Below are 21,016 nucleotides of genomic sequence, written 5' to 3' on the forward strand. Positions count from 1 at the left end.
ACCTAAACTTTGTTTAAGGTCGTTCACCCTGCCCCAAACGGCGTTCAATATCATCTAAAACATTTGGCAAATCAGCAACACTATCAATCACATAGTGCGCGCCAGACGCATTCATTTTTTGGTATGCCTTATCTTTTAGAATAATCTGTTCATCGGCCGATAGCGAACTCCACTCTTCATAGCTTAAACCGACTTCATTACCACTAATCGCAAGTCCTACTGTCCAGCACCCTGCGTTTAAACCTTCGTCAATACCCACCACTGTATCATCTACTTTTACAACGGTTTTGATGTCAGATACGTCGAGTTGAATTAAGTTTTTCCATAGCATTTCAGGATATGGACGGCCAAATTTCACGTCACTTGCCGTAACGATACAGTCCGGTCGATAACCCTGATCGGCAGCATCTTTGACCAAACGACCAATCATCATGGATGCATAACCCGTGTTACTGCCGATTTTTGCACCACGCTTTTTAATATTCTCAAACGTTTCTAATGCACCCGGAATTAAAGCAGAACATGTTGGAATCGATTTTAATTGATAAGGAATAAAATCTTTATATAACCGATCAATATCTGCTTCAGTTGCAGGCTTCCCATATACTTCCTGCCATGCAGTCGCTACACGCGGCATTTTTAAAACTGCTGCAATATGGTCACGTTTTTCTAAACCCATTGGCGCACGCGCTTCTTCAACCGTAATTTCAACTTTATTGTCTTTAAACAAAGCCATAAAAGCTAAAATTGGTGCACGTGAGCCAAAATCTACAGTTGTACCAGCCCAGTCAAAAACCACAGCCTGAATTTGTGTATTGTTGGTCGTCATGAAGTATTCCCTTTAATTCAAATGTTTTAATAAAAGTTATGCTGTTACAGCTTGGTTTAGGTGGTTTTCACAGTAGTTCGCAATCGCAGCAAGAAGCCCTTCAATGTCATGAATATAAACTTCGCCAATATTGCCAATACGGAAGCAGTTAAGGTCAGTGACTTTGCCCGGATAAATTACGTAGCCTGATTTTTTCAGCGTTTCATAAAATGACTGGAAGCTAAATGACTTGGCTGTTGGGTAAAGAAAAGTGGTAATGATGGGTGATTGTGGGCACTCTTCACCGAGTACCAACTCAAAGCCCAGTTGTTGCATACCTTGCGATAAGGTTTGTTGGTTTTGTAAATAACGTTGATAACGTGCAGCAACTCCGCCTTCTGCCTCAAGCTCAAGTAAGGCTTGATAAAAAGCACGTACCACATGGGTTGGCGAGGTAAAACGCCATTTACCGTTATACTGCTCCATTGTATTCCACTGGTCATACAAATCGAGACTTACCGAACGAGATAAACCTTTACATGCTTCTAGGCAATCACGCTTTGCCAAAATAAAACCAAAGCCCGGAACACCTTGAATACATTTATTTGCACTTGAAATTAGAAAATCAATTTCAAGCTCAGCAATATCCATGGGCACACCACCGAATGAACTCATGGCATCCACAATCCAGATTTTTCCTGCTGCTTTAACTAAACGGCCTATCTCTTGAATTGGATTTAAAATACCTGTGGTGGTTTCACAGTGCACACAAGCAACATGGCTAATAGTTTTATCTTCTAAAACACGCTCAATTTCTTGTAAATCTGGTGTTTGGGTTTCTAAATAATTCAGTTCTACAACTTCAATATTTAGGCAACGCGCCATTTGCACCATACGTGCACCGTATGCGCCGTTATTAATAATCAAGATTTTGCCATCACGTGGAATAGCTGACCCAAGCACAGACTCCACAGCAAAACTTCCACTGCCTTGCATTAACACAGCCGTATATTTTTCAGATTGGCTGGTTGCCAACTTTACCAGTCGATTACGAATATCTTGTACCAGCGAGTTGTATTCTTGGTCCCACGTACACCAATCTTTTTGCATTGCACGGCGTACTGTTGCCGATGTTGATAATGGTCCTGGAGTAAGAAGCAAATATTTGTTCTCTAAATCCATATCGAGTTGGGGTTGCATGTTCATAATGTTACTCATTTCTTTCACGTTCATTTCAATATACATCAATCTGGTTTAAACCAGATGAAAACTAGTAAATATTTTCTTCTAATATTTCTTTCATAAATCCGGCCCCTGTGGTCATACCTTTGCCAGCAATTGCACTCACCAGAAAGATATTTTTTTCAGCTTCAGTGACACAGGCCAACTCATCTTCATGAGTCAGGTAATAACCATTCCAACGTTTTTGAATTGGAGGTAAAGTCAGCCCTAATTTTTCATGGCAGTAAGCTTGGATAAATTCATTAATCTCTTCACGCTGCTCGAACTGAGGCGCTTCATCAATTGAATGATATTCGTGGCTATCACCTACGATGAGTTCGCCAAATTCGTTTTGTTTAATCAGAATATGAATACCGTATTCTTTAATGAAACCTTGTTGTGACGCTTTAACCAACTCCGCATGACTTGGGCAAATTTCAAAAGCCGGATAACGTGAAATAGATAAGCCTGAATAAAGAGAAGCATTTAATTTTTGGTAAAACCGTTGAGTTAGGGCCATTTGTAAGCCACACCGTTTCAAGTTCAAACTTTGTAAGAGATCTGGATATAAAACATCGATGACTTCACCGTGGCAGATCAAAACTTTATTTGCCCGATATGCCTCGCCATTTGCCAAGCGAACCTGACAACTTTCATGCTGATATTGGGTTTGAACAACACAGGCATTGGTATAAATCTCTACACCTTTTCTTTGTACATATGCCAATAGTCGTTGCCCAACCACATGTGGTTCGACCGAATAATCTTCTTCAAAAACCAAACCACCTTGAAACTTCTGCTCGGGGTTCAAATAGGAAAATTGGGTGACCAATTCATCATGACTTCGTAAATGCACAGGTATTTGATAGTTACTTGCACGCTCGGCAAACTCATTTAAAACCTGCCATTCAAGTGCAGTGTTTGCCAGATACACACCTTGGCGTTGAGCAAACGAAATATCGGTTTCAGCTTGAATACGCTGATAAAAAGAACGCGTTTCAAGCGCGTAGTTTCGCCACTGCTGCTCTGGATGGGTTAAGGTCGATGTTCCGACCATGCCAAAATTACGGCGAGTTGCACCCACAGGTTTGGCATTTTTCTCGAAGATACAGACTTTTAAGCCTTGCTCTTGCGCCTGTATGGCAGCGGACAAACCTAAAATACCGGCGCCGACAACAATTAAATCAAACTTTGCGTTATTCATAAGACTTCCAATTTTCTAAATTTAGGATGAATAAACCCTTGCCTTGTTGAACAAAGCATTTCGTTTCAGTCGGTTAAATAAAAATTGTGTTTAGCTAAAACTTAATGGGAGCTTTCGCGCCATTGCTGACTTCTTGCCATAATTTTTCGGGTAAATAACCAGTGAATGAGTTTTACAACACACGAGGTGGTTAAAATGAGAATGCTCATCGCAACAGCAGCAACCGTGTCTCCTGCATCATCCATATTTAAAACAGCTACCGCAGCTAAACTGGTGTCTGGTGAATAGAGGAAAATGGCAGCCGACACAGTCGTCATGGCATTCACAAAAACATAGACCGATACATCGCATAGCGCAGGAAAACACATGGGCAAATACACTTTCCAAAAGGTTTTCCACTTCGATGTTCCTAAAGTTTCTGCTGCCTGATCGAGCTGTAACGGAATCTGTTTAATAGCATTGGTTAAAGTCAGGTGTGGGACGGTGTAATAATGCACGATGGTTGAAATCACCAAAATGGTCATGGTTCCATACAGCACATTTAAAGGGTTGCTTTGCTGGTTAAAAAACAAAATATAAGCAATACCTAGAACCAACCCAGGTACAGCAAGTGGCAGTAAAACCAAAGCTTGCACATAGTTTTTAATGAGTGGGTGTGCCTTAAAACGTTCGGTTAATAGTGCCACCATAAAAATCAGTGCTGTTCCAAAAACCGTACTAAAGAGTGCCATACGAACCGAGTTAAAGTACGCTGCCCAACCGCCGCCATCGACATATTCAAAACTGTAATGTGCTAAGGTTAAAGACAAATCATAAGGCCAAGACTGAATGAATGAAGCCAGCACTGCAGTAAAGATAATGAGTAAAATCGCACCTGAAACTAAACCACAAAATAAGCCCAGAACGACTTCAAGTTTTTTATTCGATGCTGAAACATAAGGTTTAGCCTGAAAAGCTTGAAACCGTGCATGGCGTTTGCTTTGAATACGATCGAAAATAAAGACGAACACTGCTGGTAGCAATAACAAGATGGAAATGACCGCACCCATGCTCATATTTTGCTGACCAATAATCTGTTTATAGACATCAAGCGCCATCATATTAAATGAACCGCCAATGACTTTTGGAATACCAAAATCGGTCAACACATAAATAAAGGCCACCAGACTTGCGCTGATGAGTCCATAGCGAATTGCAGGTAGCGTGACGTGGTAATGTGTCTTCCAGATATTTTTGCCGAGCGACAAAGATGCCTCAATTAAACGCTGATCAACACTGCGAAAAGACACCATCATCAACATCAAAATTGCTGGAAATAGCCAAAAGCAATAACTGATTAAAATACCGATTGGACCATAAATTTGTATATCACCCAGTAAAGGTTTAAACACACCTTGCTTACCAAATAAATAAACCAATGCCAAAGAAGGCAAAAGTGACGGCGCTAAAATGGGTAAAAAAGCCACCAGCTTAAAGAAACCTTTGCCTTTTATATTTACATTGGTCAGGGCAAAAGCATAAATACTGGCAAGAAATACTGTAATGACAGTAGCAGTACAAGCAACCCACACCGAGTTAAATACAGAGCTGAGTAAAGCTGGACTTGCAAAATAATTATAAAAATTTTCAAGGCCAACAAAATTTTGATTTTCATCAAAAAATGCCGTTTCAAACAGCATCATTAAAGGAGCAATAATTGCTAAAGTCAAAGCGATTGCGACCATAGCTAAAGCAATATTTGATCTTAATGAATATTCAGTTTTTCGACGCGGCTGTGTTTTTAAAACCGCTGAAGCAGCTTCATTTAACATAGTGAGTACCCTTGTTCGTCAAAGACATGAATGAGCTGATTAGGCACTTTTATAAACATGAGTTCTTGCAAGGACTTGAACTTGGTATTTTCAATTTCAATTTGCAAAAGGTGTTTTGTCTGCTCAATTCCATCGATATGAATAGCGCAAAATAAACGGCGTTTTGCACCTAAAAATTCAGTGCTTAATACTTTAACCGGCAAATACAACGACTCTTTATCACTACCGAAATCATCAACCAACTCGACGGCTTCGGGTCTAAAACCAATGCTGTAATTTTCCCCTGCTTTAAGTTTTTGTTGCTCCAAATTTAGAGGAATAAAACCTAAAACCTCGAGCTGATTAACGACCGAACAAGTGGCTTTTAAAAAGTTCATCGTGCCAATAAACTTAGCAACGAATTGGGTTTGTGGCTTGTAATAAATATTGTGCGGTGTATCAATTTGCTCAATGACGCCATGATTCATCACCACCACACGGTCAGAAATGCTTAATGCTTCTTCTTGATCGTGTGTGACCATAATGGTTGGCAAATTAAGCTGCGTTTGAATCGAACGGATCTTTTGTCTTAGGTTTAGACGTACCTGAGCATCGAGTGCAGACAATGGTTCATCCAACAGTAAAATATCAGGCTTCGGTGCAATTGCCCGAGCAAGCGCAACACGTTGCTGCTGCCCACCCGACAATTGATTTGGATATTTTTTAGCAATATCGGGTAATTCAATCAGTTCTAATAATTGCTGAACTCGTTGACTACGCTGTGCCTTATCCCATTTCTTTTTGTCTAAGCCAAACGCAATATTTTCTTCAACGTTTAAGTTTGGAAATAACGCATAGTTCTGAAACACAATGCCACAGTGACGCTTTTCAGCACTCAACAAAGTAATGTCTGCGCCCTTTTTTATAACCTTTCCATAATCAGGTTTTTCTAGACCCGCAATTATGCGTAGCAATGTGGTTTTACCGCATCCAGAAGGTCCCAAAAAGCTCACGAACTCGCCAGCGTTCAGGTCTAAATTAATATGCGTTAGGGCCTGAAAGTGTTGAAACTTTTTTTGGATATCCACCACTTCTAAAACCGAAGGGCCATGTTCAGGATATTTATAGGTCGTTAATGTCGACAATAAATGCCCTGCTAACTCGGCCTTTTGGTTTTGACCCAGCAGCGATGATTGCAATGACGAAGGAATTTGCATAATAAGGCCCTTATCCAAAAGATCACTTTTCAAAACGCTTTGACCATTCAGCCAAAATACGTTCACGCTGCTCTGCCGCCCAATAAAAATCATTTTTTACGAGCATTTGGGGAAGGTTTTTCGGGAAGTCCATAGTGGTATTTTCAATGCCTTTGTAGGCCACCATTGAAAAGTTATGGGCATAGGCTTCATTTGCCGCTTTGCTTACCGACCAATTTATAAATTTTTGTGCGCTACTTAATTTCTTGGTTCCTTTCACAATTGCTGACGCTTCCATTTCCCAACCTAAACCTTCAGTTGGATAAACCACTTCTAAAGGTGCACCCTCTGCTTTTAATTTAAAGGCTGGATAACCGAAGGAAATTCCAATTGGGATTTCGCCCTGTGCAGCCATCTTGCAAGGTTTTGAGCCAGAGTGAGGATATTGTGAAATGTTTTTATCTAAAGCCTGCATATAGTCCCATGCCTGCTTTTCGCCCCAAATTTGCATCCAAGCCGTGACATCTAAATAGCCTGTGCCACTCGAAGCCGGATTTGGCATCACAATCAGGTTTTTATAAATGGGGTTGGTTAAATCTTTCCAAGTTTTTGGAATTGGTAACTTACGTTTTTCTAATTCGACTTTATTTACACAAATTGCAGATTCCCATGCATCCATACCCGTCCAAGTCGGTACAGGTTTTTGACTTACAAATTCTGGTTTTAAATTTTCAATGCCTTCTGGTTTAAAAGGCTCAAGCATGTCTTTCTTTTCCATGACCAACAAACTGGTTAAAGCAACACCAAAAACTACATCCGCTTGTGGGTTTTTCTGCTCTGCCAAAAGTTTAGCGGTGATCACCCCTGTTGAATCACGTACCCATTTTACTTTTAGCTCTGGATAGGCTTTATGTAATTCTTCTTGGTACTGTTTGAGCTGATCGGCTTCCACTGCCGTATAGACTGTAATTTCTTCTGATTGTTTTGATGTTGCTGATGAACATCCCATTTGAATAGCGACCACCACACCTAAAACTGATGCAGTGCCGAGTTTAATTGTCTGTTGAACATACTGTTTCATCTGCAAACCATCGAATGCAATTAGTTGATGATCGTATTTCAACAGCTTTATATGACAGTTTAATTAATCTGGTTTAAACCAGATTGTATTTTTATGCTCGCGCTTCAAAATGCAAATCTAAAACATCATGTAGCCAATATTCTTGGTCGACATCAGTAATCACGCCTTGTTCATTTCTATTACTACGACGAATATATAAACCCAGTGCGCCCACATTGACATGCAGTGCTTTGGCCTGCTGTTCCGATAAAGCGGTTGGATAGAGGTTAATGTCGGCTCTGGTGATATGGCAGTTATATTGATTTGCCATGAGTAAAGTAATCGATTGCTTAAGATCATGAGTTAAAAACTCAGGGAAAAACTCGGCATTCACCCGTAAATGCTCAACCAAAACAGGTCGTCCATTAATACAACGACGTCGCCAAACTGAATAAATCGGATGCCCTTTTTCAACTTTTAAATGCTTGGCATCCCAAGAAGTAGCCTGAGTCAGTTCACTCGAAATCACTTCTGTCGAAGGTTCATAGCCTTGTTCAATCACAAACTGATTAAAGTTTTTTGTCGATTGCGGGTGATAAATAATACGAGGAGAACGAACATACCAACCACGGCGGTCTAAACGATAAATCAAACCATCAGTTTCCAAAGCCAATAAAGCTTCACGCGCAGCCACACGAGTGGTTTGGAATTGTTCAGAAAGCACCCTTTCCGAAGGGAGTTTTGCGTGGGCTTTTAATACGCCAGATTCAATATCGTGGGCAATTGCATCGCGGATAGGAATATATTTAGGTATGCGAGCTTGGTCCTGTTCCATACAAACTTAGAATTTATAAATAAAGAAATTAATAGCAATATACTGAAAAAATGTGACAAAAGCTTTTATTAATGCTGATCTTTTAAGCAAAATACATCCTATTACCCGCTTTTTTCCAATTCATTTTTTCATAAAAAAATAGACCATGTTAATAGTACGATCGTGATGAAAAGTAGAAATTCCAACAATACAAACTCACACCCCCACCTGCGCTATGCTTAAAACAGCAATAGATAAGAACAAAAGCGGTGGAACATAATTAAACCATGATGCTCTTTGTATAATAGTTTTTAATTTTCGCGCCATTGCTCCAACTGTCACATTCACACAAATACCTCCAAAATTAAAAATTAGCCCATATAAGAGAAAATACAGCCAAGCAGGGTGAGAATCTGAAGGTACAAATTGTGGTAACAAGCTAACAAAAAAGAGGCCAATCTTTGGGTTAGATAAATTAATCAATATCCCTTTGCTAAATGTATGACGGACTGATTCTGAAGAATTTTGAGAAAGAATATTTGGGCTTTGTATTGATTTACGTTTGGGCCAAGACAGATATGCTAAATAAATTAGATACAAAGCACCCATAAATTGAATAATTTTGTATAGCATAGGAGTTTCTTGAAAGATAACCATTAACCCAAATGCCGTTAACAAAACATAGAAGAAGACACCAAACTCAACCCCTGCTGCTGCCTTTAATCCTGCTTTTATTCCATATTTTGATGATTGATTTATTACATAAATCATAGCAGGACCTGGTGATAGATTAATAATCAACACAGTTATAACAAAGGTTAAAAAATTATAATTCACACCTATTCTTCCATTAAGTATTTCTTAAAAATATAATTATTTAGAGAAACTTACTTAGAGTTCACCTTCATTAAAGAAGTTAATTTGACAATTTTAAATAAGAGAATTCTTGGGTATCCATCCATCTACTCATTAATAATTATTTATTAATATTTTCATAGATGAGCTTTATATTCTAACCACCAGACTTATCAAAAAGCTCATTATTTAATCTTCCAATAGATATAGGGATTCACTTAAAAGTTGATTCTTAGATATCGTTTACAATTAACTGATATCTACACTACTATCTTTCAGAATTAAAATATAATAATAAATAAAAACTTACAACCACATTCACAACTATAAAAAAACTATTTTTTCATTAAAGTTATTATATACTTATTATCTTTATTAAAACTAAAACACTTAAATACCTCATTAAATACACCTTAATAGTTTGATCTTAATTTAGCCATAACAGTGGATAAAAAATTAGCTCAAACAAGGAAAATAAAGCCTTTAGTTGCGTTGTCTCATGAAAATTTAAATCTCAATTTTACTACCTAATGTCAGGTAATTATTTATTTTGACTAACAAATATTTTATTTAAAAAAATAAATTAATTTATTAGTAATTTTTAAAAATAAATCTTTTGCTTAAAAATTGAGCAATTGTGTCATAGCACTCTAAAATTATTTTATTTTTATAAATCTACATATTCAAAATCCCAAGAAAAATTTTATCAAAAAACATTAATTTACATATATTTAATCAACAAACCATCAAATATCAAGTGATAATAAATATCATCTACAAAGTATAATAGACTAAATTCCAACCAAAATAAAACTCTATATTTTTTAAAAAATCATAATTTTTATAGAATTAAATAAAAAAACAATAGGTACAATTAGATTAAAAAAATAACACTTAGAAAATATAGTAAATTTTTCTATTGTTTTTTTACGGATGTATATTTAGATTTAATTAATATGATTTAAATCATGACAATATTTTTTAATAAAATTAAGGTGGCTTTAGGCTCGCTTAATACTTCTCATAATATTTTAAGGAGGAAATATTATTACGAAAAAATATATGATTTCGCAAAACAAATTAATTGTATTGCTGTAATTAATCATAGAAATATACCGAAAGGTAAAATATATTCAATTAGGAAAGATTAAAAACTCATGAAACTTAAAACAAAATTTTCTCATCTCGCTTATAGTTGTGCATTAATATTATTCGGTTCGGTGCAATTTGCTCATGCAGCTCCCTTACTTACTCCCCATGTTACAAATGAAGTAAGCCCTGCACCTACAGCAAATGCATGGATAGAAATTGATACTCAAGCTTTTGAAGATAATATTAAAAGGACAAATCAGTTACTTAATGGCAAAACACAACTTTGTATAGTCATGAAAGCTAACGCATACGGCCATAGTATTGATCTACTTATGCCAAGTGTTATGAAGTTAAACGTATCTTGTATTGGCATTACCAGTAATGCTGAAGCGGCTATGGTGCGCAAGCATGGCTATAAAGGCAAAATTACACGTTTACGTACCGCCACAGATAGTGAAATTATCAACGCACAGGCTTTAAATATTGAAGAGCTTTTAGGTAATTATGACCAAGCCGCTCGTATGTCTAAATGGGCAGAAACGAACAATACAACTGTTCATTACAGCTTGGCTTTAAATTCAGGTGGTATGGATCGTAATGGTCTTGAAATGTCTACGGCTTTAGGCAAAGAACAAGCTGTGGCGATCACCAAACTTCCCCATCTTAAAATTGACGGCATTATGACCCACTATGCCGTAGAAGATGAAAAATTTGTCCGTGAGCGTCTGGCGCAATTTAATGAACAAACCGCATGGTTGATTAAAAAAGCCAAACTGAATCGTAAAGAATTAACATTACATACAGCTAATTCATTTGCTACCGTAAACGTTCCTGAATCACATTTAGATATGGTTCGTGCAGGCGCAATTATATATGGGGATTTTCCTAATCACCCTGAATTTAAAGGCATGATGGCATTTAAAACACAAATTGCCGCAGTGAATAATTACCTTAAAGATTCAACTGTAGGTTATGACCAAACTTATACTTTAAAACGTGACTCTAGACTCGCAAACCTCCCTGTAGGTTATTCGGATGGCTACCGTCGTAGTTTTAGTAATAAAGCTTTTGTATTAATCAATGGACAAAAAGCACCAGTGGTGGGTCGAGTATCAATGAATACTGTTATGGTTGATGTAACAGATATTCCAGAGGCCAAAGCAGGTGATGAAGTTGTATTATTTGGTCGTCAAGGCAATGCAGAAGTTAAAACGAGTGATTTAACCAGTCTTACAGGCCATATTTTGACAGAAGCCTATATCCCTTGGAGTAACTCTAACCCACAAGTGATTAAGCCCCTTCAATCTCAGCAACAAGTGATATTAACCAATAATAAAGTTACGGCAACCGCTGAATAAACTTTAGGTGAACAGATAGGTAGCCCTATATATTGAAAAGTATCGGGCTACTTTTAGCCAAATCACATCTTTTAAGCGATCTTATTTCAGCCAGTTTTTTATATAAAAAAAAAAGAGCATTTACATGCTCTTTTTACTTCTTACCTAGTCTTTAGCTTGCGTGCTTAAAACTATCAATTTGCTTAATTTCATAAGGCAAACCGACATAGTTTTCGGCCAATGTGGTTTTACCTGCGATCGAGCCAAGCACATAACTTAACTCGGCTTGTTTAATCTTATGATCAAACTCACTTTCAGTTTCAAAACGATGCAATAAATGAGTCATCCACCAAGAAAAACGCTCCGCTTTCCATACACGTTGTAGGCATTTTTCTGAGTATTCATTTATACCTTGCTCGGAACCTTCGACATAATATTCAACAAGCGCACTTGATAAATAAGCAATATCGGAAGCCGCGAGATTGAGGCCTTTTGCTCCTGTCGGTGGAACAATATGCGCAGCATCACCTGCTAAAAATAGTTTTCCGAAACGCATTGGTTCGGTCACAAAGCTACGTAACGGCGCAATACTTTTTTCAATAGAAGGTCCTGTCACTAGCTTTTCACGGCTTTCAGGGTCTAGGCGGTTTTTTAACTCATCCCAGAACTTTTCGTCTGACCAATCTTCTACATGATCTGTTAAAGGGACTTGTAAATAATAACGGCTACGTGTTTCTGAACGCATACTACATAAAGCAAATCCACGTTCTGACTGTACATAAATGAGTTCATCGGCTACAGGTGGAACATCTGCCAACACCCCTAACCAGCCAAACGGATAAACTTTTTCGAAGGTTTTAATTTTGTCTTCAGGTACGCTGGCACGGCAGACACCATGGTAGCCATCACAACCAGCAATAAAGTCACACTGAATTTGAAAGGCTTTACCTTGGTACTCAAACTCAACTTTTGGTGCAGTGTAAAAATCTTTCACTTGTACATTTTGAGCTTCATAAAATGAAGTGAGCTGCTCTGCTTCACGCGCAGTCATTAAATCTTTAGTCACTTCGGTCTGACCATATACGGTCACTTGTTTGCCACCCGTGAGTGCTGCCAAATCAACGCGATGTAATTCACCATTGGTTAAGATTTCGATGCCCGAATGTGGTAATCCTTTGTCTTTTAAGTTTTGGTCAACGCCTGCTTGTTTCAGTAAGTCGACCGAAACTTGCTCTAAAATTCCTGCACGAATCCGTGAAGCCACATATTCAGCACTACGTTGCTCAACAATAATATGGTCGATGCCAGCTTTATATAGAAGTTGTCCAAGCAATAATCCTGCTGGTCCAGATCCAATAATTGCAACCTGTGTCTTTAAAATATCCATAACTTCATCCTTGTTTCATCCTGACTTTTAAATTACTGGCTTTAAGTTTTGTGCACTATGTATCCAAGACGAAAATAACCGTTTATCATTTAGTTTGTCCGGATAGCGGACAGAAACAACCAAAATAACAGGAATGAAAGGATGCCTTCTCTCGATGCTTTTTTAGAGCACCCAAACTCGCATGAGAAAATTCGTCAAGAAGACTACATTGCAGGCTTAGCAAAAGGCTTAGCTTTACTCGAAGCTTTTGGAACAGATCGCCAGCGGCTTAATGTCACTCAAGTAGCCGAGCGAACAGGCATTAGTCGTACAGCAGCAAGGCGTTATCTTAAAACTTTAAAATACTTAGGCTATTTAGAAACCGATGAACATTACTTTTGGCTCACGCATCGCGTGCTGCGCTTTTCAAGTTCTTATTTAAGCTCTGCCCACCTGCCTAAAGTTGCTCAATCATTTTTAAATCTTTTGTGCGCGCAGACATCTCTGACTTTTTCGATTGTGGTGTTAGACGATAACGAAGTGGTGCCGATTGCCCGCAGTTATTTACCGCAGCAAGATAATTTGCGCGTTAGTCCTTATGGCATGCATTTAGGAAACCGACTGCCTGCCCATGCAACGTCTACGGGTAAAGTATTGCTAGCAGCACTGTCTGAAGAAGCTCAGCATGCATGGGTCAAAACTTACGGTTTAAAACGCTTAACGCCTTTTACCCTAGTAGATGAGTCTAAGTTTTTTGAAGTGCTTAAAGGTATTTCGTTATCGGATTATTGTCTTTCCAAAGAAGAACATGAGCTTGGTGTGATTGCGATTGCAGTGCCCGTATTTAACGCCCAAGGTCAAGCCATTGCTGCGCTTAACTGTATGTCTCAAACCAACCGTGTACAAGAAGACTATTTAGTTCAGCAAATTTTGCCATTACTGCGTAACACGGCAAATGAACTTAGAAATGTGATTTAAATAGACTTAGAAACTCTTGTCATCAATTAGAGGTACAAGAGTTTCAGCTCATGATCTTAAATGGCAAAGTCTTTGACTTGCTGGTTTGCCAAATCTAAAGAGTTGCTGCGATAGGCCTGCATGTCTAAGCCTTCGGCATAGATAAAATCGACATCATGAATGCCCATTAGCCCTAACACCGCTTTGAGATAAGGCGTGACTGCCTCAGTTTCTTGACCAACATGAATGCCGCCCCGACTGCTTACTACCACAGCTTTTACCCCTTCCACCAAACCTTGAGGATAAGTTTCGGTGTAGCGGAATGTTTGTCTTGCGCGTGCCACCAAGTCAAACCAGTTTTTGAGTTGAGTCGGGACATTTAAGTTGTACATGGGTGCGCCAATAATTAGTAAATCAGCACTTTTTAATTCAGCAATTAATTCGTCCGACAAAGCAACAATCTGCTGAATGTCTTGATTTATATTTTCAGCCCCACGAAGCGCCTGAAAGATTTCTAAATCTAATACAGGCAGGTTCATTTCAGCTAAATTGCGTATGGTGATGTCATCTTGCAAACCTTGGTCTTTACGGTGTTCAAGCATGACATCGATTAGGCGATTGGTTTGTGAACCCTCACCCATAATGCTGGATTTTAATACCAATATTTTAGCCATGACCATCTCCACGTTTTTGATGAAGCCATATTAACTCCACAATAAATTCAACAGTGGTGATATTATTTCTTATCATTGGTTCCTTTTAGGCAACAATAATGCAACATGAGCTAAGTGCAATATCTATATTTGTGACTGTGGTTGAAGCTGGAAGTTTTGTAAAAGCTGCCGAGCAATTGCATTTAACTCGCTCAGCCATTAGTAAAAATATTGCTCGCCTTGAAGATCAGCTTGGTGTGGCTTTATTTAAAAGAACAACACGTTCACTCAGCATGACTGACGAAGGTGCTTTATTTTATGAGCATAGCCGCCGAGCGTTAAGTGAAATACAAAATGCGGCAGCTTTATTAGACCAAAGGAAAATTAATGCAACAGGCCGGTTAAGAATGTCTGTGCCAGTGCTGTTCGGGCAACTCTTTGCTGCCCCGCTCATGGTTAAATTTGCTCAGCAGCATGCGGACTTACAGCTAGAAATTTCATTTAATGATCGAACTGTAGACTTGGTCGAAGAAGGTTTTGATTTATGCATCCGAATTGGTTCACTACCTGACACCACTCAGCTCGTTGCCAAACCGATTGGTGAACATCGAATGCTACTTTGTGCCTCACCTGACTATTTAAATGAAGCAGGTCCATTAGAAAATATTGAAGACTTAGACCACCACGCCACGATTGCCGATCCGCATTTTGGTCAAATGCAAAAATGGCGACTTCAAAAGGAAAATACAGAGCCTTTATTTATAAAACCCAAAGCAAAACTTCTTTTAAATGACTTACAAGCTATTAAAAATGCAGCGCTTGCTGGAGCTGGTATCGCTTGGCTACCCGACTGGCTCATTCAAAATGAATTACAGGAAGGTAAGCTGGTACAAGTGTTAGAAACCATGTCGAGCATCGCTTTTCCGATTCATCTGGTATGGCCTACGCTGCCTTTTATGCCACTCAAAACCCGCCTTGCAATTGATTATTTGGCGCAGCATTTACCCCCTGAACTGAACAAATAAGCTTAAAATAAATAAGGCCTCTTCCACTTGAACAAAGCCTTTTTTAATATTCAAAGCCAACGTTTATTGCTTATATTTAAATGCATTGACCGCCTTATTCGCATTAAGGAAACAATCCAACATCTTTTCCCGATCAATTGCCCCATCTGAGCTTAAAAGCTGAATAATTGTGCCCTCCACCATATATAAAAATAGTTTGGCGTCTTGAAAAGTCGCATCGGTTTTTAGTTTTATCAGCTGGCTATAGATTTCATTCAGCAGCCATGTGCGATATCTCACTGCGGTGATATAGGCTTTTGGATAGGTCAGTTTCGTTTCGAACATGGCTTTAAATAATAGGTAGTACATCCCCTCTACCTCGGTGTGTAAGAAATAAAGCTGTTTGAGTTTATCGGCCGCGCTTGTATCTTGGGCGTACTCTACAATTGAGACCACTTTTTCTTTTAATCGTTCTTTCTGCACGATTAAACAGATTTCAATAAACCGCTCTTTCGAGTGAAAGTAGTTATAAAAAGTCGCTTTGGGAATTTGGCACTCTTTCACAATTCGGTCGACACCAACCGTGTGAAACCCAAAATGGTGAAATAAATTAGTTGATGTATTAATAACTTGTATAGCACGTGTTGGGAGAACTAACTTTGGCATGTTTTTACCGTTATAAATTCTTGTTGTTTCTAAATGAGATACTTTTTTGGGAGAAAAAAGGCACAGCAAAGCCGTAAAGACTGTGCGTGGCACATCTCGAGTTTGTTATTGCTAAGTTTTAAATAAAAAGACTTAAAACCTGAGAACCTTAGGGCAATCAAGCTGCTTTAAAATTTTAAGCTGTGTTGTTATAGCTTTTGGCAGTGAGAGCCAAGAAATTAAGAATGTGCAAAGCCAACTCCTTTTTATGGGGAGTTCTGCCGACATGAATAGAAATTATGGTGGCAGAACGAGAAAGGGTTCGCGGACTGGTACAACAACCAGCACACCCGAGGGTGTCCCTCTCCCGTCCTACCGCAACGGGAGGAGACAAGGAGATGCTCACACAAAATTATCCCTCAGAAAGGAATAATTCTGATGCTGTTGTAATCGGTCCGCGACGACCGTCTGGCAATGTAGGCCAGCAGGCAAAGAATAGTGCCCAACCCTATTGCAGTCAAGCACGCAAAATGCCATTTGTTTTAAATTAAATCATTAGAAAAGTAAGGCTAAATAATGAGGGAGTTATTGTTAAGTGGGGATTGTGGAGGATGTAAAAAAAACAGCCTTGGGAGGCTGTTTTTAAGTATAGGTGGGTGCGTGGTATTGCTTATATGAGAATTAAACAAATTACCGTATTAACTAACTATTTCAATATCCTTTGAGTTTTGTTTTTTAAATTGATCATCCCATGTAATCCTAACAGTAAACTTACTTGGAAAGTCCATCCCTCTTGAATAGGAAAGCTTTCCTGAATGACCCGAAACAATATTCATAGGGAAAATTTCATCAATATCCCAAAAACATCCAATATAGGCGCTATCAATTAAAACTTCTAAATAAACGTTTTCAGCAGTAGCCTTACCAGCATTGGTTATCATCACCTGATAATTTCCTTTTGCCCCTGTTTTGTATGCTCGAATGTCAGCTTTATTTTGTTCATTAGAGTAGTCTTTTTCTTTAGTAATTAAGAGGCTATTGATTTCAACCTGTTGTTCTAGAATCTTCTTGTTAAGTTTTTTAAAAGAAAAAAAACTATATATTGAAAATACTATTGATATACCAGCAAAAATAGCCGAAATTCCCGCTATTGTAATCTCCCAATTTATATCCATGAATTACTTATTTCCACCCTTTACCTTTAAATATCTTTTTCATTTCTTGAGCTAAATCTTTGGCTATCTTATTAGTGTCTATCTTGTCTGTAACATGATTTTGATCAATTAGCTCATCTTTATGAAGCGTTAAATTACAAGTAGCACATGTAACTATTTTATTTTCATCCATAGAAAAAAGTGTATTCTCACAATTAGGACAAACTAAAGTAATCTGTTGATCTGGAATATTGAGTTTCATATTTATAATATCCTGAATTAAATACTAAATTTATAAAATATGTCACCCAAAAACAATAGTAAAATATAAACAATGCGACAATAAGTGTCGTGCATAATATATCCATCTAACATAATGGGCATTATCTGAAGTATAAAAAATAAAAAAGTGTTCCTCCCTTCTTTCTAGCTTTCACAAAAGAGATTTTTATTAGATACAATCCAATTTAGCGTGCAGGTAAAAATTTTACTTGAGCTTAGAGTAAGCTCCAACCTTAGAATCATTATAGTATTTAGCAATAGAGGTACTATTTGATGAAAGTAATTTCCACTATCGTTGTATTCTCTGTGTTCATCCTTTTATTTCATCATAAGAGAATTGAAACAAAAATCATTATAAATCAGCCAATAGAACATGTTTGGCAAACCTTCACATGTACTTCATTGTATCCGAAATGGAATACGTTATTTGGTATTGATAGATTCCCCACCCATGTAGGTCAACAAATTAGTGTAGATTTATATGATGAAAACAAAAAAGTGCAATTTCAAATGCAACCAGTAATAAGAAAACTTAATAAATATCACTTAGAATGGGAAGGAAAATTATATATAAATGGATTATTTAATGGTCGACATCAATTTATTTTCACTAAAATTGATGCCAATACAACTCAATTAGTTCAGGCAGAAGATTTTAATGGACTACTTGTACCTTTTTTAACTTACTTTGTTATCCAGCCTACAAAGATAAATTTTGATAAAATGAATATATTCTTCAAAAAATATATTGAAGGTCAGATCTTAAACAATGATAGCTGTAAAATATCCGAGTTAAAAAATAAGGGCTACTGAATGAATATTAGTCAATTTTCAAAAAAATACGGACTATCATTAGATACTTTACGTTTTTATGAAAAATGTGGTGTATTAGTTCCCGATCGATTAACAAATGGCTATAGAAACTATCAGAATATACATGAACAGAAAGTTAAGCTAACTATAGGTTTAAAAAGTGTTGGATTTACACTAGAAGAGATAAAACAACTCATTGAACTTGAAACAAAGCCTCCTTCTGAAGAATGTAATATTATCTCCAATCAATTGATTGATAAAAAAATAGAGGTGATTAGTCAGCAAATTAAGTTGTTAGAATATGGAAAAGATATTCTTCAAGATGTTAAAAAATATATTAAAGATAATTCTTTTGTTAAAAATCAGGAAATCATTCAAGATATGATTGAAAACTTATATAAGCTTTCAAAAAATTAAATTTAAGAAAGAACAAAATCTATGTGTGAATGTCAAAATGTCGGTGAATTTTTTGTATGCCCTGACAGCTTTTCAAATATTTTCAGCAATAGCTATGAAATGAAAAATAGGTTTCCTCACTACATCATTGAAGAAGCTCCATGCGAAGAAACTCTTCCAAAATTTGACTATGGTGAGTTTTATTATGTCTGCTCTGAGTGTGCGCAAGCATGGTATTTTGAGTGTTATCCAGATACACCAACAGCGCCTATTTTTGGAATTAAACTTTCAGATGTGAACCAAACCTTGAGCCAAAATCGAATAAACAGTATGAAGCAATTCTTAGTTGTTTTAGCTCATGAAGGCTTTTCAGAAAACAAGTGCTTTCATAAAGGCTGTACGGACTACTCACTTAACGGAATTAACGTATGCCTTAATCATTTTGGTTATAAGTTGAGTACCTGAAAAGTTTTCCTTTCAACTTAACAGGTACTAGGCGAAATATCCAAGGAGAAAATAATCTGAATTTATAGACTTAAATTTTTTGATAATTTTCATCGATAGAAATCAAAAGATCCTGAGCTGGAAACCATCCATTTGCTTCTGCTTTTTGTAACCAATATTGAGCTAATGGAATGTTTTGATCCACAAGATCTCCATCGAAATAAAGCAATCCTAAACTCCACTCAGCAGCAGCAATACCTTGTTCAGCAGCAATGTTATAAAGTTCAACAGCTTTATTAATGTTCTGTTCAACACCAGAGCCGTTTTCATATATATCAGCTAAATTATTTATTGCTGGATAAAAATTTTCTTTTACCGCCTTTTGATAGTATTCAATAGCTAACATAGGATCAGGTTCTCTAAAATGAACACCTAGCATGTAAATCGCTGCCAAATTATTTTCATTTGCCAACATTTGTAATTCTTCTAAAGAAATATCTTTTTCAACTTTATAACAAGGCTTACTTGTCCATGTTAAAGCCCAATTATACTGAGCAATAAAAGACCGATAATATGTAGCTGCTATCCACAACCATGCTCGCCCCTCATTAATGTCTTGTTCATGTCCATTTAATCCTAAACAATAATTAATCCCTATAATCATTTGTTCGTGGACACTAAAATGCTGCGCTTTATCAGCTACTTCTTTTACAGATACAAAAGCCACTCTGAACCCTTAAATTAAAAAAATAATTAAATATAAGTAAATTTAGCTATTAAATATAATTCAATGTTCTATAAAACATAAGCCCAATAAAGTTAAAAAGATGATTTAAGTCGAGGGAACTAGATAAAATAAAAGCAGCATACTGATAATAGGCTGCTTTTATTTGGGCATATATGGTATTTCACATAAAGTGGCTAAATCTAAAAATTAATGACCTATGACAGATGATCTATTTCGATCACTGAGTTGACCAACCCCTGCTTCCATGAGCTTACTAGCTAATTCATTTCGTCCATTTTTCATAGACCATTTCATTTCTTCATCCGTAATAACTATTGCGACTAGAAACTCCATTTTCCCATTTGGAAGTTGTGTACCATGAGGTAGAGGTTTTTGGGCTTTGGTGATTAAGACATTAATTTTGTCATTCTCATTTTCTCCAACTGATATGGCTTCTACAGTCAATCCATTATACTTTTCAACTCTTTTGAGAAAGCCTGCATCATTTAACAATTCAGCTTGTACTGCCCATTGTAAAAACCAAAGTGGCCATTCAGCATTTTTATCTTTAGTCATTAATATTAATTCATATCCATAACCTGCTGCACCAGGGAGAGCCGCGGTTTGTGTTTTTGATTTTATATTTGCTGAACTTGAAACAACTCGCCCTAAATTATCTTTCTCAACTTTTACATCCGAAACAGTTGCTTGAGCTGGCATATCAGAGTTTGTAAGTCCAAAGGTAGAATAAACAGTAATATCTTTGCCAATTTTATCCGCTGGAATTACATATAAACCACCACCAGGCCAAACACCAGCCATGTGAGCTATTTTTAGAATATCATCCGGTAATTTACCTATATTTTCTTCATAATATTGAGTTCTAGTGTTGTATACATTTTGCCAGACAGCTTCTTGATCTTGTTGAGCGCAACTTACTGTAGAAAGTGATGTTAAGCCGACAAGTCCTATTAACTTCTTTAATTTATTAAGCATTTAAAAATTTCTTTTAGCATTTTCTAGTTTTATTATTTTATTAGTCAATGATAGATAAAGCAAAAAGAATCTATTTAATATAATGAAATTTATAGAAAATCATAAAGGGGATAAATTAAAATCATTATAGTGGTTATAAGCTGTTTTTAGGGATTTAGCAGAAGCTTCTATGTTAGTTTTATATTTTCTTAAAATCACGGAG

General features: G+C 37.0%; 22 protein-coding genes. 7 read left to right on the forward strand and 15 right to left on the reverse strand.

Translation table 11 applies throughout. From position 1 onward, the window contains the following. Positions 1 to 13: 13 nt before the first annotated feature. From phnX to KIP84_RS10795, 8 genes are all read right to left on the reverse strand, one after another. Complete coding sequence (gene phnX, locus KIP84_RS10760; protein ID WP_199112271.1) at positions 14 to 829, reverse strand: phosphonoacetaldehyde hydrolase; 816 nt, start codon at positions 827 to 829, stop codon at positions 14 to 16. Positions 830 to 865: 36 nt separating this feature from the next. After that, complete coding sequence (gene phnW / locus KIP84_RS10765) at positions 866 to 2,053, reverse strand: 2-aminoethylphosphonate--pyruvate transaminase (RefSeq protein WP_213689839.1); 1,188 nt, start codon at positions 2,051 to 2,053, stop codon at positions 866 to 868. Between the two features lie 25 nt (positions 2,054 to 2,078). Then, complete coding sequence (locus KIP84_RS10770) at positions 2,079 to 3,233, reverse strand: TIGR03364 family FAD-dependent oxidoreductase (RefSeq protein WP_213688450.1); 1,155 nt, start codon at positions 3,231 to 3,233, stop codon at positions 2,079 to 2,081. Positions 3,234 to 3,334: 101 nt separating this feature from the next. Next, complete coding sequence (locus KIP84_RS10775) at positions 3,335 to 5,044, reverse strand: putative 2-aminoethylphosphonate ABC transporter permease subunit (RefSeq protein WP_213688451.1); 1,710 nt, start codon at positions 5,042 to 5,044, stop codon at positions 3,335 to 3,337. Continuing rightward, positions 5,038 to 6,240 carry an ATP-binding cassette domain-containing protein gene (locus tag KIP84_RS10780; RefSeq protein ID WP_213688452.1) on the reverse strand — a complete coding sequence of 401 codons (1,203 nt, stop codon included), beginning with the start codon at positions 6,238 to 6,240 and terminating at the stop codon, positions 5,038 to 5,040. Before KIP84_RS10780 ends, KIP84_RS10775 begins: the two co-directional genes overlap by 7 nt. A gap of 22 nt (positions 6,241 to 6,262) precedes the next feature. Next, entirely contained in the window at positions 6,263 to 7,300 is a 1,038-nt protein-coding gene (locus tag KIP84_RS10785; protein WP_039765608.1) for a putative 2-aminoethylphosphonate ABC transporter substrate-binding protein, read from the reverse strand. Between the two features lie 91 nt (positions 7,301 to 7,391). Continuing rightward, the gene (locus tag KIP84_RS10790; protein WP_213688453.1) at positions 7,392 to 8,114 is read right to left on the reverse strand and encodes a UTRA domain-containing protein; all 723 of its coding nucleotides are present in this window, start codon (positions 8,112 to 8,114) and stop codon (positions 7,392 to 7,394) included. Positions 8,115 to 8,309: 195 nt separating this feature from the next. Then, positions 8,310 to 8,930, reverse strand: coding sequence for a LysE family translocator (locus KIP84_RS10795; RefSeq protein ID WP_063098576.1), 621 nt, complete (start codon positions 8,928 to 8,930; stop codon positions 8,310 to 8,312). A 1,175-nt stretch (positions 8,931 to 10,105) separates the two neighbouring features. Between KIP84_RS10795 and alr the strand changes: the two genes are divergently transcribed. Beyond that, a complete protein-coding gene (gene alr / locus KIP84_RS10800; RefSeq protein WP_213688454.1) occupies positions 10,106 to 11,398 on the forward strand; it encodes an alanine racemase in 1,293 nt (430 codons plus the stop codon). Between the two features lie 151 nt (positions 11,399 to 11,549). Here the strand turns inward: alr and pobA are convergent, their stop codons facing one another. Then, positions 11,550 to 12,764, reverse strand: a complete 1,215-nt coding sequence (gene pobA, locus KIP84_RS10805; RefSeq protein WP_002114537.1) for a 4-hydroxybenzoate 3-monooxygenase — start codon at positions 12,762 to 12,764, stop codon at positions 11,550 to 11,552. A gap of 141 nt (positions 12,765 to 12,905) precedes the next feature. Here pobA and pobR point away from each other — a divergent pair, with 141 nt between their 5' ends. Next, a complete protein-coding gene (gene pobR, locus KIP84_RS10810; protein ID WP_213688455.1) occupies positions 12,906 to 13,721 on the forward strand; it encodes an IclR family transcriptional regulator PobR in 816 nt (271 codons plus the stop codon). 56 nt (positions 13,722 to 13,777) lie between these two features. Here pobR and KIP84_RS10815 read toward each other — a convergent pair whose 3' ends face one another. Further along, positions 13,778 to 14,374 carry an NAD(P)H-dependent oxidoreductase gene (locus tag KIP84_RS10815; protein WP_213688456.1) on the reverse strand — a complete coding sequence of 199 codons (597 nt, stop codon included), beginning with the start codon at positions 14,372 to 14,374 and terminating at the stop codon, positions 13,778 to 13,780. Positions 14,375 to 14,472: 98 nt separating this feature from the next. Here KIP84_RS10815 and KIP84_RS10820 point away from each other — a divergent pair, with 98 nt between their 5' ends. Beyond that, the gene (locus KIP84_RS10820; RefSeq protein ID WP_213688457.1) at positions 14,473 to 15,378 is read left to right on the forward strand and encodes a LysR family transcriptional regulator; all 906 of its coding nucleotides are present in this window, start codon (positions 14,473 to 14,475) and stop codon (positions 15,376 to 15,378) included. Positions 15,379 to 15,441: 63 nt separating this feature from the next. Here the strand turns inward: KIP84_RS10820 and KIP84_RS10825 are convergent, their stop codons facing one another. After that, entirely contained in the window at positions 15,442 to 16,023 is a 582-nt protein-coding gene (locus KIP84_RS10825) for a TetR/AcrR family transcriptional regulator (RefSeq protein ID WP_213688458.1), read from the reverse strand. 377 nt (positions 16,024 to 16,400) lie between these two features. Here KIP84_RS10825 and KIP84_RS18830 point away from each other — a divergent pair, with 377 nt between their 5' ends. Then, positions 16,401 to 16,553 carry a hypothetical protein gene (locus KIP84_RS18830; protein WP_226381279.1) on the forward strand — a complete coding sequence of 51 codons (153 nt, stop codon included), beginning with the start codon at positions 16,401 to 16,403 and terminating at the stop codon, positions 16,551 to 16,553. Positions 16,554 to 16,700: 147 nt separating this feature from the next. Here KIP84_RS18830 and KIP84_RS10835 read toward each other — a convergent pair whose 3' ends face one another. Further along, on the reverse strand, positions 16,701 to 17,177 hold the full coding sequence (locus KIP84_RS10835) for a hypothetical protein (protein ID WP_213688459.1): 477 nt from the start codon (positions 17,175 to 17,177) through the stop codon (positions 16,701 to 16,703). A 7-nt stretch (positions 17,178 to 17,184) separates the two neighbouring features. Further along, the gene (locus KIP84_RS10840; protein ID WP_017389009.1) at positions 17,185 to 17,418 is read right to left on the reverse strand and encodes a hypothetical protein; all 234 of its coding nucleotides are present in this window, start codon (positions 17,416 to 17,418) and stop codon (positions 17,185 to 17,187) included. Between the two features lie 293 nt (positions 17,419 to 17,711). Between KIP84_RS10840 and KIP84_RS18835 the strand changes: the two genes are divergently transcribed. The 3 genes from KIP84_RS18835 to KIP84_RS10855 are packed head-to-tail and all read left to right on the forward strand — an operon-like array spanning position 17,712 to position 19,112. Next, on the forward strand, positions 17,712 to 18,251 hold the full coding sequence (locus KIP84_RS18835) for an SRPBCC domain-containing protein (RefSeq protein ID WP_228308287.1): 540 nt from the start codon (positions 17,712 to 17,714) through the stop codon (positions 18,249 to 18,251). Then, on the forward strand, positions 18,252 to 18,668 hold the full coding sequence (locus KIP84_RS10850) for a MerR family transcriptional regulator (protein ID WP_213688460.1): 417 nt from the start codon (positions 18,252 to 18,254) through the stop codon (positions 18,666 to 18,668). 21 nt (positions 18,669 to 18,689) lie between these two features. Further along, complete coding sequence (locus tag KIP84_RS10855; protein WP_213688461.1) at positions 18,690 to 19,112, forward strand: hypothetical protein; 423 nt, start codon at positions 18,690 to 18,692, stop codon at positions 19,110 to 19,112. Positions 19,113 to 19,182: 70 nt separating this feature from the next. On the opposite strand, the gene KIP84_RS10860 is transcribed toward KIP84_RS10855, so the two are convergent. Both KIP84_RS10860 and KIP84_RS10865 read right to left on the reverse strand, forming a co-directional pair. Next, entirely contained in the window at positions 19,183 to 19,818 is a 636-nt protein-coding gene (locus KIP84_RS10860) for a tetratricopeptide repeat protein (protein WP_213688462.1), read from the reverse strand. A gap of 207 nt (positions 19,819 to 20,025) precedes the next feature. Beyond that, positions 20,026 to 20,814: a suppressor of fused domain protein gene (locus tag KIP84_RS10865; protein ID WP_213688463.1), complete on the reverse strand. Its 789-nt coding sequence runs from the start codon at positions 20,812 to 20,814 to the stop codon at positions 20,026 to 20,028. Positions 20,815 to 21,016 lie beyond the last annotated feature (202 nt).

Origin of the sequence: Acinetobacter sp. BHS4, from assembly GCF_018454425.1 — a bacterium.
GTDB classification, from domain to species: domain Bacteria; phylum Pseudomonadota; class Gammaproteobacteria; order Pseudomonadales; family Moraxellaceae; genus Acinetobacter; species Acinetobacter pittii.